The sequence below is a fragment of the Paenibacillus shunpengii genome (assembly GCF_042684905.1).
Taxonomy (GTDB): Bacteria; Bacillota; Bacilli; order Paenibacillales; family Paenibacillaceae; genus Paenibacillus; species Paenibacillus shunpengii.
The window spans coordinates 48470-66902 of the sequence record NZ_JBHUMJ010000005.1; the positions used below are offsets into that span (position 1 = coordinate 48470).

Genomic DNA, 18433 nt, shown 5'->3' on the forward strand with positions numbered 1-18433 from the left:
GGAGAGGGTCTTCAAGTGGAAGCATTAGCATTAGAGCGTAAGGCAGAAATGAATCGTGAACTGAAGGAACGTATTAAGGTGTTAAAGAAAGAGCGCAATGCAATTATTTTGGCACATTATTATCAACGTGATGAGATTCAGGAGGTAGCTGACTTTCGGGGTGATTCATTCCTGCTTGCTCAGAAGGCAGCACAGACCGATGCCGATGTTATTGTGTTCTGCGGTGTTCACTTCATGGGAGAGAGCGCGAAGATTCTGGCACCGGACAAGAAAGTCATTATTCCCGATGAAAGAGCCGGCTGTCCCATGGCTGACATGGTGAATGTGGATGGATTGCGCAAGCTAAAAGCACAGCATCCGAATGCGAAGGTGGTTACATATATAAACTCCTCGGCCGAGATTAAGGCAGAGACAGATATATGCTGTACTTCTTCCAATGCAGTTAAAGTCATTCAATCCTTGGATGCAGAAGAAATTATATGGGTTCCTGATAAAAATCTGGGCCATTATGTACAGCAGCATACAGACAAGAAGATGATTATCTGGGAAGGCTATTGCAATACTCATGATATGCTTACCGTAAAAGATGTCGTTGAAATGCGTGCCAAATATCCGAATGCAGAGTTTGTTGTTCACCCAGAATGCCGCCCAGAGGTCGTTGAGATGGGTGATTTTGTGGGAAGTACGACAGCTATTTTGGAATATTGCAGAGATTCGGTATGTAAAGAATTTATTGTAGGCACGGAGGACGGAACAGGATATCAGCTTCGAGTCGATAGTCCGGATAAGGAATTCCACTTTGCAACGAAGTTCTTGGTCTGCCCGAACATGAAGGTGAACAATCTCAAGAAGCTGGCCAAGGCACTTGAAACCATGAAGCCTGAAATTTATGTGCCGCAGGATGTGGCTGATCGTGCTCGTTTGTCCCTTGAGCGTATGTTGCAGGTGAAATAATTCACTATGTTTTCAGCAGTCTACCTTTTATGAAGAGACGGGAGATAGCAGACGATGATTCCTTCTTACTTGGTTAATTTCAATTTGAATGAATTGCCTCGAATCGAAACCGATATTCTGATTATTGGCTCAGGTATTGCCGGACTTTACACAGCAATTGAAGCGAGCAGAGATCATCAGGTTCTTATGATTACGAAGAAAACACTCCTTGAGAGCAATACAAGGTACGCGCAAGGAGGCATTGCAGCCGTGACGGCCGAGGATGACTCACCCCTTTATCATATGCAGGATACATTAACAGCAGGAGCAGGATTGTGCCGCAGCGAAGCGGTGGAGGTACTGGTTAGTGAAGGACCGGACCGGGTTCAGGAGCTCATTCAGCTGGGGACGGCATTTGATATTGAGAACGGCGAACTTGCACTAACACAGGAAGGGGCACACAGCCATCGCCGGATATTACATGCCAATGGGGATGCAACAGGGTATGAAATCGTAAGAGCCCTGGCTAAAGAAGCAGCAGATCATCCGTCAATTAACGTATGGGATGAGCATTTTGTAATCGATCTAATCACAGAAGATGGTGAATGTATTGGTGCGCTTGTCCAGGCTGCGAATGGTCAGCGTACTTTTGTGCGAGCAGATGCCGTTGTTCTCTGTTCTGGTGGAGCAGGGCAGTTGTATCGTTATACAACGAACCCTGAGGTGGCTACTGCAGACGGTGTAGCTATGGCCTACCGGGCAGGAGCTGAGATTCGGGATATGGAGTTTATCCAGTTCCACCCGACATCATTATGTTATCCCGAGGCGCCTAGATTTCTGATCTCAGAGGCTGTACGAGGAGAAGGGGCCGTGCTGCGGAATATTCATGGGAATCGGTTCATGGAACGGTATCACCCTCAGCTGGAGCTTGCACCGAGAGATGTGGTTGCTCGTGCCATCGTCAGTGAGATGGAGGACACTCATGCGACACATGTCTATCTGGACATTACTCATGAGACGCCAGAGCTCATTAAGCGCCGTTTTCCAACAATCTATGAGACCTGTATGAGCTATGGTCTTGATATGACAATAGACTGGATTCCTGTAGCCCCAGCGGCTCACTATATGATGGGCGGTGTAAAGACGGACCTGCACGGAGAGAGCAGCATCCCTCGACTGTTCGCATGCGGTGAAGTATCCTCAACCGGGGTGCATGGAGCTAATCGACTGGCGAGTAATTCCTTGTCTGAGGCTATCGTATTTGGCAAGCGTATTGTAGATAGAATCAGACAGCTGCCTGACACCAAGCACCATATCTCTGGACTTCGCGTTCATCGTGAGCTTACCGCAGGTGCTATGGAATCTGTACATGTACGAAGGCTGGCTCTGCAGAAGGTAATGGTCAGACAAGTAGGGCTGCGCCGAACCGAATCGGGATTGTTGAAGGGTAAAATTCTACTGGAGCAGGAACGCTCTATTTTTAATACCAAGCTTGATAAGCAGGAAGAATACGAATTCGCAAATTTGCTGACCTGTGCACTGCTGGTTACAGAGGGCGCCTTATACCGGAAGGAAAGCCGTGGAGCCCATTATCGCGAGGATTATCCCGTAAGAAATGATCATCGCTGGCAGATGCATACGGTTCAGCAGCGGGATCGGGACATTGTGGAGGAAGTAAGTCATGCTTAATGGATATAATGAAGTATTGAAGGAATCAATTAAAGGCTGGCTGCAGGAGGATGTGGGTGCAGGTGACGTTACTTCCTTGACGACAATCCCGGCAGGACATAAGTCCAAAGCTGTCATTCACGCCAAGGATGAAGGTATCATTGCAGGAATTACAGTCGCTGAGCTTGTATTTCAAATTGTAGACCCAGAGCTCAAGTTTACGGCTTGTGTCCAGGATGGCGATGTGGTGACTAAGGGAACGATCCTCGCAGAAGTGGAAGGAAGCACACACCGTCTTCTGACGGGAGAACGCCTGGCTCTGAATTTGCTGCAAAGGATGTCCGGAATTGCGACAAGAACACGTAGCTATGTGGATGCTCTGGAGGGTCTTAACACAAGGCTCGTCGATACGCGGAAAACAACACCGGGTCATCGTTTGCTTGAGAAATATGCTGTCCGGGTCGGCGGCGGCCATAATCATCGGTTTGGACTTTACGATGCGGTTATGATCAAAGATAATCACATCAAAGGAGCAGGCGGGATTACTGAGGCTGTTCAGCGTGCCAGAGCTGCTATCCCCCACACCATGACGATCGAGGTCGAGGTCGAGTCGCTTGAACAACTGGACGAAGCCCTGGAAGCTGGCGCTGACATCATTATGCTGGACAATATGGACCTCATGATGATGCGTGAAGCAACTCAGCGTATCCACAGACGGTCACCTCATGTTAAAATAGAAGCTTCGGGCAATGTTTCGCTTGCTACAATTCGTGGTATTGCTGAGACGGGAGTGGATATTATATCAGTCGGCAGACTAACCTACTCTTTTGAAAGCCTTGATATCAGTTTAGATCTGAATGAAAAGAAAGGAGGATAATCCTCTTTGATTCTTGTCGTAGATGTAGGAAACAGCAATATTGTACTTGGTATTTACAAGAAGAAGGAGCTTCTTCACCATTTTCGCATTAGTACTTCCAGACAGTCGACTGTAGATGAGTATGGAGTCATGATCCATAACTTGTTTCAGATGTCAGGTATATCTGCTTCCGATATAGAAGGCGTGATTATCTCTTCTGTTGTCCCGCCGCTCGTGAACGTGCTGGAGGAGATGTGCATCAAATATGTAGGCAAAAAACCGCTGCTGGTAGGACCGGGTATTAAGACAGGACTTAATCTCCGCTACGAGAACCCGCGAGAGGTCGGTGCAGATCGTATCGTAAACGCGGTAGCGGCTATAGATCGTTATCAATGTCCATTGGTTGTTGTTGATTTTGGTACAGCGACTACCTTTGATTGTATTGATGCAGAGGGCAACTATTTGGGAGGGGCCATCGTCCCGGGAATTGGAATCTCTACAGAGGCGCTATATCAGCGTGCATCCAAGCTGCCCCGGATTGAACTGGAGAAGCCCAAGAAAGTGATTGGGCGCAACACCGTTCATGCAATGCAGGCCGGAATTATATTCGGCTATGCCGGACAAGTGGATGGAATCGTGGAGCGCATCAAGGACGAGATGAAGGCTGAACCCAAGGTCATTGCAACAGGCGGACTGGCAGAGCTGATCGCAAGTGAGACCAGAACGATCGAAGAGGTAAAACCCATGCTCACCCTGGAAGGGCTTCGAATTATATATGAAAGAAACAAGGGATAATTATACCTGTTCTCTATAAAAAGATAATGGAAGGAGGCAAGAGCTTGGCTGCCTTTATTCCATTATCTTTTTCGATTACAATAAAGAAATAACGAAGCATGATTGAATTGACGTCGTTGCATGATAAACATACAGGGCAGCCAAGAACTGGCTGCCTGTCTTGTGAGACAATAGTCATCGTCAAATCTAGATTATAGAAGTTATAGGCGTTGCAGCTTTCGGGATTTGCACAATCTGAGTCAATCTTTTTTAGGATATATCTAATATTAAGGAGGCATTTATACAGCCATGGACAACAACAAGAAGGACTATCTAGTACGTGGAACGGCATTAGGAGGACGTGTACGCGCTTTTGCGGTGAGCACAACCCAACTGGTTGAAGAGCTTCGCAGAAGACATGATACTTTTCCGGTCGTAACGGCAGCTTTGGGACGCACAGTAACTGCTGCGGCAATGATGGGTGCTATGCTCAAGGGAGAAGAAAAGCTAACAGTGCAAGTTAAGGGTGAAGGCCCTGTCGGGCAGATCGTCGCTGATGCGAATGCGAAGGGAGAGGTTCGCGGCTACGTAAATGAACCTCATATTCACTTGCCGAGCAACAGTATGGGCAAACTCGATGTGGCCGGAGCGGTCGGTACTACAGGCTACATTCATGTAATCAAGGATCTTGGTTTGAAGGAGCCTTACCGGGGAAGTATCCCGATTGTTTCCGGCGAGCTTGCCGAAGACTTTACGTATTATTTCGCAACTTCAGAGCAAACGCCGTCTGCAGTGGGTCTGGGTGTGCTTGTTGATACAGATAACTCGGTCATTGTTGCGGGCGGTTTTATTATCCAGCTGCTGCCGGGGTTAAACGATAACGAGATCACAGAGATTGAGAATTCCCTTGGTTCGCTGCCTCCTGTAACCACTCTGCTTGAGCAGGGACTAGAAGTAGAGGATATGCTGCGCCGGATCTTACCGGATGTGGAAATTCGGGATCAAATGGATATTGAGTTCAAATGTCAGTGCTCTCGTGAGCGCGTTGAGCAGACACTGATTTCCTTGGGAGAAGAAGAACTGACAAACTTGATCGAGGAAGGCAAGGCAGAGGTTGTATGTCACTTCTGCAATGAAGCTTATCAATTTGAGAAAGAGGACCTGGAAGCGATACTTGAGCAAGCCAAAAGCTAATCCATTATGGGGTAGATGAGATGGGATGAGGAAACAGGAAAAAGGACTGTGGGTAACCGTTGTTGTCTTGACCGCTTCAGTTGTAATGATGGGTACTTTCATCCTTCAGGGATTGAACACGGCTTCTGACGAAGCCGATTCTCAGACGCAGGATCAGGAGGAGACTGTAGCCCGGATTGCCGGACAGGATGTTTCAGAGGAAGAATGGGTGAACTTGCTCAAGGCAAGATACGGGAAGAACATGCTTACTGAGATGCTGAATCGTCGTGCGGTGTTGGAAGAAGCCAAGGAGAAGGGTTTAACGATAACCGAAGCAGAGGTCGAGGCTGAACTGGAGGAGACAATGGAAGGCTACACCTCAGAGGAAGCTTACTACAAGGAGATGTTCACTCAATTCGGTCTTAGTATAGATGACCTTAAGGCAGAGGCTACCTATCACATTCTGCTCGAGAAAATCGCTACTGCTGGTATCGAAGTCAGTGAAACAGAAGTTGAGCAGTACTATCAAGAGCATTTGGACAGCTATACCCCAAGCAGACAGCTCGACCTCTCCATGATTCAAGTGAATGATGCAGAGACTGCGGAGCAGGTCATGTCACGACTGGAGCAGGGAGAGAGCTTTGAAGCGCTGGCTCAGGAGCTGTCGACGGATGAATACAGCAAGGATACGAATGGCAGGCTTGGACTGATTGATGAGGATGATCCTTTTCAGCCTGAGGCGATGATGGCGGTTGCCAGGGAACTTGACATTGGTGAGGCTGCCGGTTCTATTCTCATAGATGACGCTTATATTATTATCCGGCTTAACGATATTAACGAAGAGAACGCGATGACTCGTAAGCAGGCAATGGAGGATATTCGGCGGATGCTCGCGCTTAATGAAGCAGGGCCGCTCTCTGAAGTGGAGAAGTCGCTTCGGGATAAACATGGAGCTGAGATTCTGGTAGAGCTGGATAAGGCATCCTAGTCTAAGCTTAGTTTAGTAAAGACACTAATCTGGTTATAAAATACTTTGACAACCGGCTAAAGGCCCAAGTCAAAGTATTTTTTTTGAGCAATATTGACAAGTGCAGCTAAGGTTGATAAGATTAACTTTGAAATACCTACTGATTTACTCGGAATATAAATGATTTTTATCAATCTTGTATGAATTCTTTATAAATTCGGACTCATGACACGCTATTTAAGATTAACCTTGTACTAAAGCGTGCCTGCCCGAATGAATTTAACAACCAAGAAGCAGCAGCATTTTTTCATATTTCATCTATCTCAAGGAGGTCAATAATCATGGCTAAAGTTGTTAACAACGTTACTGAACTGATCGGAGACACACCCCTTGTGCGTCTAAATCGCGTCGTGCCTGAGGGAAGCGCAGAAATTTATGTTAAGCTCGAGTACCAGAACCCGGGTGCCAGCGTTAAAGACCGTATCGCCATCAGCATGGTAGAAGAGGCTGAGAAGCAAGGGCGCATTAAACCAGGTGATGCTATTGTTGAAGCAACAAGCGGCAACACAGGTATTGGCCTCGCAATGGTAGCAGCAGCAAAAGGCTACCGTGTTATTATTGTTATGCCTGAAACAATGAGCTTGGAGCGCCGCAATCTGCTTCGCGCATATGGTGCAGAGCTTGTACTGACACCAGGGTCAGAAGGAATGAACGGTGCTGTTAAGAAAGCAGAAGAGATCGTTCAAGAGAATCCGAACTACTTCATGGCAGAACAGTTCAAGAACCAAGCGAACGTGAAGATTCACCGTGAAACGACAGGACCTGAGATTGTGGAAGCCATTGGCTCCATCGGCGGAACACTGGACGCATTCGTTGCAGGAATTGGTACTGGCGGAACGATTACAGGTGCTGGCGAAGTGCTGAAGCAAGAGTACCCGGACATCAAGATCGTAGCTGTTGAGCCTGCAGCATCTCCAATTCTTGCTGGAGGAACACCTGGACCTCACAAGATTCAAGGAATTGGTGCTAACTTTATTCCAGAAATTTTGAATCGGGACATCTATGATGAAATCGTTCATATTGAGAACGATGATGCCTTTGAAACGGCACGCCAAGTAGCTAAAGAAGAGGGTATTCTTGCGGGAATCTCCTCTGGTGCAGCCATTCGCGCAGCTCTTCAAGTAGCTAAGCAGCTTGGAGCTGGCAAGCGTGTAGTTGCCATCGTACCAAGTAATGGTGAGCGTTACTTGAGCACACCGCTGTACAACTTCGAAGGCTAATCGTAATCCGAACTTTGAATCATGCAAGTTTACTCACTTCTTAGGTCATCCTAAGAGATGAGGCAGACTGTAGACAAACTGCTTAATTGAGTTTGCCTGCAGTCTTTTTTTATTTCCATCCTCTTTATGGATGCTCTGAAATTTAAGAATGGTGCAATGCGGCTCTTTCCAAAAAGCAGCACGCTCTAGTATACTTACAAACAATAGATCAGGCGGCTGGGGGATATAGATTTACATGAATAAAGTAATAACGACATATGAACACTGGCAGGCCTGGAGCAAGGGCGATTGGACTGTACTTCCTTATGTTATCTGCAAGCCATTTCCTGGAGACGACAGAGTTGGCTCATGGAAGCCCGCTTGGGAACAGGCTTCTCCATATGCTTTTGTATTAGAGAGCGGCAAAGACGGAAGGTATACGTATCTGGGCCTTAATCCTGTATCTGTTATTACAGGCAAGGGGAATAGGGCACAGACAGAGGAGCTTACGGATACAGCCGAAGCAGAGCTGTCTAATCCTCTGGAGGGAGATCCTCTGTCCATACTTGAGGAGTGGCTGAGTCCTTATACTGCTCCGCGTGTTGAAGGGATACCGCCTTTCTCTGGTGGCATTGTCGGCTACTTGAGTTATGACATAGCTCGCTCGCTTGAGAAGCTGCCTGTAATAGCGAAGGACGATCCCGAGCTCCCTGATTATATGTGGATGCGGTTTGATGAAGTGTGGATGATCGATCACGAGAGCAAGATGCTCTTCAGTGCCGTTTATGTACTTAAACAGGCGGAGCTTTCTCTTGAAGAGCAATTTCAACAAGCCGAACTCCAGGCTGAACGAATGATGGTAAGAGCTGAGAAGATAATTGAAGCGGCAAGTGGCTTAAAATACAGGACTGAGCTGGAGCAGCGGTTAGATCGGATGAAGCTGGCGTCGCAGCAGGGAGATGCATCTATTGACGTTACGACAGACTGGGAGTCCTCCTTTGCCCAGGAGGCATTCGAGCAGGCGGTACGCAAAGTCCAGGATTATATCAGTCAAGGCGATGTATTTCAGGTGAATCTGTCTCTACGTCAGCAAAAGGAGCTTCACACCTCCCCGGAGGATGTATATGAGTGGCTGCGTGTGCTTAATCCATCTCCGTATATGGGGTATGTACGTACTCCAGAATTCGAGCTGGTGAGCGGTTCTCCGGAGCTCCTAGTCAAGCTTGATCATGGACAAGTGGTAGCAAGGCCGATTGCAGGCACGAGACGAAGAGGAAAGACACCCGAAGAAGATGAGCAGATGGCAAACGAGCTGCTGCATACCGAGAAGGAGCGGGCTGAGCATATCATGCTTGTTGACTTAGAAAGAAACGATATCGGACGTGTTGCGCAGTACGGTTCGGTAAGGGTCCCTGAATTAATGACGATTGAGTATTACTCCCATGTCATGCATCTCGTATCTCAAGTCGAAGGAACGATTGCGGACGGGAAAAATGCTTTCGATGTCATTGCAGCCGCCTTTCCAGGAGGAACGATTACCGGCGCTCCCAAGGTTCGAACGATGGAGATCATAGAGGAGCTGGAGCCTGTCAGACGAGGGCCCTATACTGGTTCGATCGGCTGGATTGGCTACCATGGAGATATGGAGCTGAACATCGTTATCAGGACCTTGACGGTAAGAGATGGGATAGGTTACATTCAGGCCGGGGCAGGAATTGTGATTGATTCCGATCCTTATCGGGAGTACCGGGAATCGAAGAATAAAGCACGCGCCGTGATGAAGGCTGTACAATACAGTGAAGAGGCTGCTTCTATGCATACGAGTTAAGAGTATAGGAGAGTCGCATTTAATCTACAAATGCTTAGTTGAGAAGAGATTAGAGGAGGTTAATTAGACTATGATTCTAGTTATTGATAATTACGATTCTTTTACGTATAACCTCGTACAGTATTTAGGTGAGCTAGGTGAGGAAATTGAGGTTCGTCGTAATGACGAGATAGACCTGGAAGGAATAGAGGCGCTTGCGCCCGATCATATATTGATTTCTCCCGGACCCTGCACACCGAATGAGGCGGGAATCAGTCTGGATGTGCTGACACATTTTAAAGGAAAGATTCCGATCTTTGGCGTATGTCTGGGTCATCAGGCGATTGGCCAAGCATTTGGTGGGAACGTGATTAGAGCAGAGAGACTAATGCATGGCAAAACGTCTCCGATTCTTCATGGTGGGCAATCGGTCTTTGAAGGCCTGCCGGTACCATTTACGGCAACGAGATATCACTCCCTCCTGGTGGAGCGTGAGAGTCTGCCAGACTGCTTGGAGATCACAGCAGAGACAGAAGAGGGCGAGATCATGGGTCTAAGACATAAAGAGTATCCCATTGAAGGTGTCCAGTTCCATCCTGAATCCATCGTTACGGATTATGGGCATCAGATGCTGCGTAATTTCCTGAAGATAAAGAAGCAGGCTTAAGATGAAATATACAATGATGAACGGTCAGCTGACCGAATTGAAACAAGCCGCGATTCCTGTAATGGATCACGGCTTCTTGTATGGCATCGGCTTGTTTGAGACCTTGCGTACATATCAAGGTAAGCCCTCTAACCTGGGACGTCATTTGGAGCGAATGGCTGCAGGCTGTGCTGAGCTGGGCATACCTTTTACAGCTGATTCGGAAAAGCTTGAGCGATGGATTGTCAAACTGCTTGCTGCGAATGGGCTGGAGGAAGCTTATATTCGGTATACTGTCTCTGCAGGAGCGGAGCTGCTCGGACTTCCATCTGACAATTATTCTGAGCCGAATCATATTGTATTTGCCAAAGCACTACCTGCCATGTCTGACGAATGGTATGAGAAGGGCAAGGCTCTTCAGCTGCTGCGAACGAGACGAAATACCCCTGAGGGACAGGTTCGATTTAAATCGCTGCATTACATGAATAATATTTTGGCGAAGCGGGAGCTTATGCAGTATGAGCAGGCTGTTCAGCGGCAAGCAGAAGGGCTGATGCTGACACCCGAAGGATCTTTGGCTGAAGGGATGGTCAGTAATCTCTTTTTTGTGAAGGATGAGATGGTGTTCACCCCAGAATTATCGACAGGTATTTTACCGGGCATAACAAGAGAAGTTGTGCTTGAAGTGTGTAAAGAACAGAAGATCCCAGCTGCTGAGGGGCTATACACCTGGGAGGCGCTGAGGGAGGCGGACGAAATTTTTATGAGCAGCTCTATTCAGGAATTAGTCCCCATCACTACAATCCTGGATGTGCCGACAGGTGGAAGTTCAGCGGTGGAGATATCACAAGGACGAATGGGTCCGATTACGAGAGAGCTGTTACATCTATATCGAATAAAGGCAGGTCGGAGAGATGCTACAACCTAGAATTTATAAGCGCACTTATCAAAAGAGTGAAATGAAGCTTACCCTTGGCGAAAGAACACTCATTATGGGCATAGTTAATGTAACGCCGGATTCCTTCTCCGATGGCGGTCAGTTCTACGAGGTAGAGCGCGCGGTAACCCATGCACTGGAGCTATATGAGCAGGGAGCAGACATGATAGACATCGGCGGCGAATCTACACGTCCGGGTCATACGGTGATCAGCGACGAGGAGGAAATTGCGCGCGTTGTGCCTGTAATTAAGGCGATCTCAGAGCGTGCACCTCACATTCCAATTTCCATTGATACATACAAGTCAGGAGTGGCACGAGCTGCATTAGAAGCAGGAGCTCATATTATCAATGATATTTGGGGCTGCAAGGCGGATCCGCATATGGCGGAGCTGGCAAAAGAAATGGACTGTCCTATTATATTAATGCATAACCGGGATAACACGGATTATGGTGATTTTGTAAGTGATGCCCTTCAAGATGTACAGGAGAGCATTGGTTTGGCGTTGACAGCCGGAGTAGATAAGAACAATATCATTTTGGATCCGGGAATTGGTTTTGCCAAATCGTACGAACAAAATCTGCTCATGATGGCGTCCCTTGGCGATCTGGCGAATCTAGGTTATCCAGTATTGCTTGCAACCTCACGCAAAAGATTTATCCGAAATACATTGAACCTCCCTGTAGACGATCTGGTGGAGGGGACAGCTGCGACAGTTGCCTTCGGTATTGCCCAAGGCTCGCAAATGGTACGTGTACATGATGTAGCCAAGATCAAACGGACGGTTGATATGTGTGACGCTATGCTGTATCAAACGATGAAGGAGATGAAGTAATGGATAAAATGAAGCTGCACCGGATGGAATATTTCGGATATCATGGAGTTTTTGAAGAAGAGCGCAAGCTGGGTCAGCGCTTCTATATTGATCTTGAGCTGGATCTTGATCTGCAGGAGGCAGGAAGCACGGATGATCTGAATAAAACGATCAATTATGCGGAGATCCATGCACAGGTAAAGGATATTGTTGAGAATCAGTCGTTCCAATTAATTGAAGCTTTAGGCGAAAATATTGCATCTTCGCTCCTTGCGACTTATACTAATGTCAATGCGCTTATTGTCAAAGTAACGAAGCCGCATCCTCCGTTTGACATTCATTTTGGAGGAGTAACTATAGAACTTCATCGCACTAGGAAAGTGGGATAACGATTCATGAACGCACACCAGACCTCTGATCCGTCAGAGGCTTATATTGCTTTAGGGGCTAATTTGGGTGATCGGGAAGCCACACTGCTGTCTGCCATTCAGCTGCTGGATCAGCAGGATCAGGTGAAGGTGCTCAGATGCTCCGATCTATACGAGACAGAACCTGTCGGGTACGTGGACCAGCCTTCCTTTATTAATATGGCGATTACTGTAGAGACCTCACTGCCACCGGACGAGCTGCTTGTCCTCATGCTGGATATCGAGCACCGTCTCGGACGGATTCGGGATATTAGATGGGGACCGAGAACTGTGGATCTTGATTTGTTGTGGTACGAAGGCGTAGAGATGAATACGGAACAACTTATTCTACCGCATCCTCGAATGGCAGAGCGTGCTTTTGTGTTGGTACCTTTGTCAGATGTAGTGAGCTCGCAATCAGGCCCTATATATACTTTTGTACAAACAGCTCTTGAGAGACTGGATGAAAGGGATGGAATACAGCGGTGGAAAACATGCAACTGGCCAGACGCATCCGCGCTTTCCGAAAATTAAAAGGCTTTACGCAGCAGACTTTAGCAGAACAATCGGGGATTTCTCTCGCGATGCTGGGGATGTTCGAACGGGGTACACGTAAGCCGACGGATGAACAGCTTGCAGTCATTGCTGAAGCGCTGGAGATTACGATTGCGGAGCTTCAGAGGTAGCCATCCTTTTTTTGAATAAATTAACGTAATGGATGTTTCAAATTCAATAAATATAACCATTCTAGAACAATAGGAAGAAAGGGGGTTCGTTTCATGCTGAAAATAGCAGATATTGAAATGAAGAACCAGGTTGTGCTTGCGCCGATGGCTGGAGTAAGTAACCCGGCGTTTCGTTTGATTGCCAAAGAATTTGGCGCAGGACTCGTATGTGCGGAGATGGTTAGTGACAAAGGAATACTGAGTGGAAATAAGCGGACACGGGAAATGCTGTTTGTTGATGAACGGGAAAAGCCGCTTAGCCTGCAGATTTTTGGTGGAGACCGTGATTCGTTGGTCGGTGCAGCGAAGGTCGTTGATCAAGAGACAAACGCTGACATTATTGACATCAATATGGGCTGTCCTGCTCCAAAAATCAACAAAAGCGATGCCGGAGCCAAATGGCTGCTCGATCCAAATAAAATCTATGAGATGGTATCTGCGGTTGTGGATGCTGTCGCAAAGCCGGTAACGGTTAAGATGCGGATCGGCTGGGACCATGATCATGTATACGCTGTGGAGAATGCGCGTGCTGTGGAGAGCGCGGGAGGCAAGGCCATTGCGCTACACGGCAGAACGAGAGAGCAGTTGTATACCGGATATGCAGACTGGGACATTATAAAGGAAGTTAAGGAATCGGTATCCATTCCGATTATCGGTAACGGGGACATCTCCTCACCTGAGGAGGCCAAACGCAGACTGGAGGAATCCGGTGTAGATGGCGTCATGATTGGTCGTGCTGCACTCGGGAATCCTTGGATGCTGTACCGGACGATTGAATATCTTGAGAAAGGCGTTCTTCCCCCGGATCCTGACCCGGAGGAAAAGATCCGTATTGCCATTTTGCATATGGACCGCCTTATAGCGCTCAAAGGGGAGCATGTCGCTGTCCGCGAGATGCGTAAGCATCTGTCATGGTACCTGAAGGGGCTGAAAGGCTCTGCTCGTATTAAAGATGCAATTATGGAAGGGACAAAACGCGACGAAATGGTATCCGTCCTGACGAATTTCCTCGAGCAGCTGCCTCAAAACGACGAGAATGAGAAGGCCATGGAGGCAGAAGTGGTTAGTGCAGACTGCGCTTGTTAATAAACTTTTCATTTTTTATATTTGTTTCCAACAATCTCTAGGGGGCGACATTGACTTTTGAATACCGTTACCCTATAATTTTTTGGTATAAATTCGGCAAGAAGCTTTTTAATGAAACTTTACATCAAGAGAACAAGGTGTTCTGTTTTCTGAAGATTTGCATATTGTTTTTACAGGTAATTGAAATGGTTTTACATTATTCCCATGACAGGAGAATCGGTTGAGATGAGCGATAAAGAAGTCATTCTTACACAGGAAGGGCTCAAGAAGCTGGAAGATGAACTTGAGAACCTCAAATCCGTTAAGCGCCGCGAAGTTGCCGAACGGATCAAAGTAGCAATCGGATACGGCGATATTAGCGAGAACTCCGAGTACGAAGATGCCAAGAATGAACAAGCCTTCATTGAGGGTCGTGTTATTACTTTGGAGAAAATGCTTCGTAATGCGCGTATTATCAACAGTGACGAAATCGACACAGATACTGTAGGTATTGGAGCAACCGTTTCGGTTGAAGATCTCGAATACGGCGATGTTGTTGAATATACGATTGTCGGAACTGCGGAATCCAATCCGCTGCAGAATAAAATCTCGAATGAAAGTCCGGTGGGCAAGGCGATCCTTGGCAAGAAAAAGGGAACCGTTGTTGATGTTAACGTACCAGCGGGCGTCATCCAGTATAAAATCGTGGATATCAAGAAGTAATACCATGTTTTCGGGATAAGGATCAGAAGCTTCCCTTGGGGAAGCTTTTTTTCAGTATCGGCGTGCGTTTCTTATAAACGCATACATAACAAATAAGGGAGTTGAGCAAGGCAATGACGGATGAAACAATGAACCCGGAAGTAGAATTGAGCGAGCTTCTTCAGATCAGACGTGCAAAATTGGACGAGCTTCGTGGTCTGGGCATCGATCCATTTGGCAAGAAATATGTTCGCAACAGCGAAGCAGGAGCCATTTTGGCTCAATATAATGATCTTACAAAAGAAGAGCTGGATGAGAAGAACGTAGAAGTAACGGTAGCAGGCCGGATTATGGCCAAACGGACCATGGGTAAGGCGAGCTTCGCACATATCCAGGACCTGAGCGGCCGAATTCAAATCTATGTACGCAAAGACACGGTTTCCGAGACACAGTGGGATGCATTCACCATCCTTGATCTTGGTGATATTATTGGTGTCAAAGGCGTTGTCTTCAAGACCAAAACAGGTGAAACGTCGATTAAAGTTACAGAGCTTGATGTTCTCTCGAAGTCGCTATATCCGCTTCCGGACAAGTATCAGGGTCTTAAAGATGTAGAACTGCGCTATCGCCAGCGTTATGTAGACCTCATTATGAATCAAGATGTACAGCAAACGTTCATTACACGTTCAAGAATCATTCAATCCATGCGTCGTTACCTGGATTCCCTTGGATACTTGGAAGTGGAAACACCAACCCTTCATGCCATTGCAGGCGGAGCGGCAGCGCGTCCATTCATCACGCATCATAATGCCCTGGATATGGAGCTGTATATGCGTATCGCAATTGAGCTTCATTTGAAACGACTCATTGTGGGCGGTATGGAAAAAGTATACGAGATCGGCCGTGTTTATCGGAACGAAGGTGTATCCACACGTCACAACCCAGAGTTCACAATGATTGAGCTGTATGAAGCTTATGCTGATTATCAGGATATCATGGAGCTTACAGAGAACATGATCGCACATATTGCCCAAGAAGTACTGGGTACGCAAAAGATTAACTATCAAGGACATGAAGTAGACCTCACTCCGAAATGGCGCCGTGTATCCATGGTGGATGCCGTGAAGGAAGTGAAGGGAGTAGACTTCGGTGTGCAAATGACGAACGAAGAAGCACATCAGCTGGCAAAAGAGCATAAGGTTCCGGTAGAGCCTCATATGACATTTGGCCATATTCTTAACGCATTCTTCGAAGAATTTGTGGAAGAGACATTGATTCAGCCGACTTTTGTATACGGACATCCTGTGGAAATCTCTCCGCTTGCGAAGAAGAACGAAGAGGATCCACGCTTTACCGATCGCTTCGAGCTGTTTATCGTAGCGCGTGAGCATGCGAATGCTTTCAGCGAGCTGAATGATCCGATTGATCAACGTCAGCGCTTTGAAGCACAGCTATTAGAAAAAGAGCAAGGCAACGATGAAGCTCATGAGATGGATGATGACTTTATCCGTGCCTTGGAGTACGGTATGCCGCCTACAGGAGGACTTGGCATCGGTATTGACCGCCTTGTTATGCTGCTAGCGAATGCGCCGTCTATTCGGGATGTGCTGCTCTTCCCACATATGCGTCCGCGTGCATTGGATTAATTGACATTAGCTGAGGGCGAACGGTAGTTACTGCTTCGATCCCGCAACGGCCAATTCATATTTAATTGAAGTACAACAGTCAGAGGAACAACCGAGCGAATACGGCTTAAGTTGTTCCTCTTTTATTAAGTCATGATAAGCATGCTGCGGCAAGAAAGGCGAGATCCGTTTTGAAAAAGACAGGGATAACTAAAAAATTTGCTTCCCCGCCATTTATACTCGTTGCCGGGATTCTTGCGATCATAGCCGTGGGCACGATTCTGCTAATGCTGCCTATTGCCAATGAGAACGGACAGGCCCTCAATTTTGTGGATGCGCTGTTTACAGCGACATCAGCAGCCTGTGTAACGGGTCTCATTGTTGTGGATGTGGGTACCACCTTCACTTTATTCGGCGAGATCGTCATTATGGTGCTAATGCAGCTGGGCGGTTTGGGCTTTATGACCATTGCCACACTAATTGCCCTTCTATTCGGCCGTAGATTATCTTTAAAAGACCGATTGCTACTAAAAGAAGCGATTAATGCGGATACGATGGAAGGGGTCGTACGTATTATACGCAAAGTGCTGATCTTCTCTTTTTCTATTGAAGGTGTTGCTGCAATCATTTTTACGATTCGCTGGGCAGTAGAGATGCCGTTCGGCCAGGCTTTTTATTATGGTGTATTTCATTCCGTATCATTGTTTAACAATGGTGGGTTTGATTTGTTCGGAAACAGCTTTATGAATTACACAGGAGACTGGCTCTTTAATGTAGTTGCTTCTGTACTTGTCATTTCCGGTGGTCTGGGCTTTGTCGTCCTTAATGACTTGTTCGAGTTTCCGAAGAAGCGTTCATTGTCCCTACATTCAAAAATGGTGTTGTCTATATCGGGATTTCTTATTGGCATAGGTGCACTTGTCCTATTTATATTCGAGTTTACCAATACAAAGACGCTGGGATCATTGGACTTTGCTCATAAGCTGTATGCGTCATTCTTCCAGTCCGTCTCTACCCGTTCTTCTGGGACAAGTACAATAGATATGACGGAACTGCGTTCAGCCACACAGTTTTTCTTCATTCTGCTTATGTTTATCGGTGCTTCCCCAGGCTCGACGGGCGGCGGTATCAAGACCACAACCTTCTTCATTATGATGGGCGCCATTATAGCCATGGTTCGTGGTCAAAAAGATATCGTGTTCTTCAGACATCGCATACCTCAGGGTCTGGTGATGAGAGCAATGACGATCATTATTATCACGTTAGGTATTTTTATGGTGGTCGTTATGCTGCTGCTTACAACAGAAGATGCACCATTCCTATCCGTTATGTTCGAAGCCGCATCGGCGATTGGTACAGTAGGGTTGTCCGTTGGTCTTACACCAGAGCTGACCGTATGGGGAAAACTAATTATTACCGTAACCATGTTCATAGGTCGTATCGGTCCGCTTACCATTGCATATGCAGTACGGCCTAAGAAGACAAAGAATCTTTATCGTCATCCTGAAGGGCGTATTATTATTGGTTAGGAAGAGGAGCTGTTGCTAGTATAAGCAGCGGCTCTTCTTTTTTAGTATTAAATCTAAAGACGGCTGAAAAGCATGGAACCGTACTCGAAAAGAACTATCTGTATCTGTAAGGATAAAAAGAGCTACTAAATAAAAAAACAGAAAATTGAATATAATTTTTAAAATAAGTATTGCATAAGTTTTATATACATGGTATATTCTAATTCCGGCCAAGAAATAAGCCGTTTCAAACAAGAACATGGCAAGTAAGCTTCGATCAGAAGTTGAAAAAACTTTTAAAAAAAAGCTTGCATTTATAAACCGGACATGATATGATATAAAAGTTGCTGACGACGAGAGTTGAAAGGCAACGAAGTTGATCTTTGAAAACTGAACAACGAGTGAGCAAAGAATTTCGATTCTTCGAAATTCTAAACGCGAGGTTATGGTACAAGTCGTCAGACGGTATGGTAACCGAGCAAAATAAAGAGAACATTACGTTCTCGTCAGTTTTTCTAATTGAGCTTAATCGCTCTCTTTTTTGGAGAGTTTGATCCTGGCTCAGGA

General features: G+C 46.6%; 18 protein-coding genes. All 18 read left to right on the top strand.

What is annotated here, in order from left to right; all coding sequences use genetic code 11:
- The first annotated feature begins 15 nt into the window (after positions 1 to 15).
- The 18 genes from nadA to ACFSVM_RS19090 all read left to right on the top strand — a co-directional run bounded on the left by nadA (position 16) and on the right by ACFSVM_RS19090 (position 17887).
- The gene (gene nadA / locus ACFSVM_RS19005; RefSeq protein WP_379263903.1) at positions 16 to 954 is read left to right on the top strand and encodes a quinolinate synthase NadA; all 939 of its coding nucleotides are present in this window, start codon (positions 16 to 18) and stop codon (positions 952 to 954) included.
- Between the two features lie 54 nt (positions 955 to 1008).
- A complete protein-coding gene (gene nadB, locus ACFSVM_RS19010) occupies positions 1009 to 2622 on the top strand; it encodes an L-aspartate oxidase (RefSeq protein WP_379263905.1) in 1614 nt (537 codons plus the stop codon).
- Positions 2615 to 3478, top strand: coding sequence for a carboxylating nicotinate-nucleotide diphosphorylase (nadC, locus tag ACFSVM_RS19015; protein ID WP_379263907.1), 864 nt, complete (start codon positions 2615 to 2617; stop codon positions 3476 to 3478). Before nadB ends, nadC begins: the two co-directional genes overlap by 8 nt.
- A 6-nt stretch (positions 3479 to 3484) precedes the next feature.
- Positions 3485 to 4252 carry a type III pantothenate kinase gene (locus tag ACFSVM_RS19020; protein ID WP_379263909.1) on the top strand — a complete coding sequence of 256 codons (768 nt, stop codon included), beginning with the start codon at positions 3485 to 3487 and terminating at the stop codon, positions 4250 to 4252.
- 288 nt (positions 4253 to 4540) lie between these two features.
- Positions 4541 to 5425 (top strand): Hsp33 family molecular chaperone HslO, encoded by an 885-nt coding sequence (gene hslO, locus ACFSVM_RS19025; protein WP_076315629.1) that lies wholly within the window; start codon positions 4541 to 4543, stop codon positions 5423 to 5425.
- Between the two features lie 25 nt (positions 5426 to 5450).
- Positions 5451 to 6392, top strand: coding sequence for a peptidyl-prolyl cis-trans isomerase (locus tag ACFSVM_RS19030; protein ID WP_379263911.1), 942 nt, complete (start codon positions 5451 to 5453; stop codon positions 6390 to 6392).
- 320 nt (positions 6393 to 6712) lie between these two features.
- The gene (cysK, locus tag ACFSVM_RS19035; protein ID WP_047914135.1) at positions 6713 to 7651 is read left to right on the top strand and encodes a cysteine synthase A; all 939 of its coding nucleotides are present in this window, start codon (positions 6713 to 6715) and stop codon (positions 7649 to 7651) included.
- Positions 7652 to 7886: 235 nt separating this feature from the next.
- Entirely contained in the window at positions 7887 to 9458 is a 1572-nt protein-coding gene (locus tag ACFSVM_RS19040; RefSeq protein ID WP_379263913.1) for an anthranilate synthase component I family protein, read from the top strand.
- Positions 9459 to 9528: 70 nt separating this feature from the next.
- Positions 9529 to 10104, top strand: coding sequence for an aminodeoxychorismate/anthranilate synthase component II (gene pabA / locus ACFSVM_RS19045; RefSeq protein WP_379263915.1), 576 nt, complete (start codon positions 9529 to 9531; stop codon positions 10102 to 10104).
- A gap of 1 nt (position 10105) precedes the next feature.
- Positions 10106 to 11011 (top strand): aminotransferase class IV, encoded by a 906-nt coding sequence (locus ACFSVM_RS19050; protein ID WP_379263917.1) that lies wholly within the window; start codon positions 10106 to 10108, stop codon positions 11009 to 11011.
- Positions 10998 to 11855 carry a dihydropteroate synthase gene (gene folP / locus ACFSVM_RS19055; RefSeq protein WP_379263919.1) on the top strand — a complete coding sequence of 286 codons (858 nt, stop codon included), beginning with the start codon at positions 10998 to 11000 and terminating at the stop codon, positions 11853 to 11855. The genes ACFSVM_RS19050 and folP overlap by 14 nt, the downstream gene beginning before the upstream one ends.
- Positions 11855 to 12223 carry a dihydroneopterin aldolase gene (gene folB, locus ACFSVM_RS19060; RefSeq protein WP_047914130.1) on the top strand — a complete coding sequence of 123 codons (369 nt, stop codon included), beginning with the start codon at positions 11855 to 11857 and terminating at the stop codon, positions 12221 to 12223. The genes folP and folB overlap by 1 nt, the downstream gene beginning before the upstream one ends.
- Before the next feature lie 6 nt (positions 12224 to 12229).
- Positions 12230 to 12775 (top strand): 2-amino-4-hydroxy-6-hydroxymethyldihydropteridine diphosphokinase, encoded by a 546-nt coding sequence (folK, locus tag ACFSVM_RS19065; RefSeq protein ID WP_379263922.1) that lies wholly within the window; start codon positions 12230 to 12232, stop codon positions 12773 to 12775.
- Positions 12727 to 12927 (top strand): helix-turn-helix domain-containing protein, encoded by a 201-nt coding sequence (locus ACFSVM_RS19070; RefSeq protein WP_379263924.1) that lies wholly within the window; start codon positions 12727 to 12729, stop codon positions 12925 to 12927. The genes folK and ACFSVM_RS19070 overlap by 49 nt, the downstream gene beginning before the upstream one ends.
- 93 nt (positions 12928 to 13020) lie before the next feature.
- Entirely contained in the window at positions 13021 to 14052 is a 1032-nt protein-coding gene (gene dusB / locus ACFSVM_RS19075) for a tRNA dihydrouridine synthase DusB (protein WP_379263926.1), read from the top strand.
- A 225-nt stretch (positions 14053 to 14277) separates the two neighbouring features.
- A complete protein-coding gene (gene greA, locus ACFSVM_RS19080; protein WP_379263928.1) occupies positions 14278 to 14754 on the top strand; it encodes a transcription elongation factor GreA in 477 nt (158 codons plus the stop codon).
- 113 nt (positions 14755 to 14867) lie between these two features.
- A complete protein-coding gene (gene lysS / locus ACFSVM_RS19085; RefSeq protein WP_379263930.1) occupies positions 14868 to 16379 on the top strand; it encodes a lysine--tRNA ligase in 1512 nt (503 codons plus the stop codon).
- A 170-nt stretch (positions 16380 to 16549) separates the two neighbouring features.
- The gene (locus ACFSVM_RS19090; protein WP_090727874.1) at positions 16550 to 17887 is read left to right on the top strand and encodes a TrkH family potassium uptake protein; all 1338 of its coding nucleotides are present in this window, start codon (positions 16550 to 16552) and stop codon (positions 17885 to 17887) included.
- Positions 17888 to 18433: the final 546 nt, after the last annotated feature.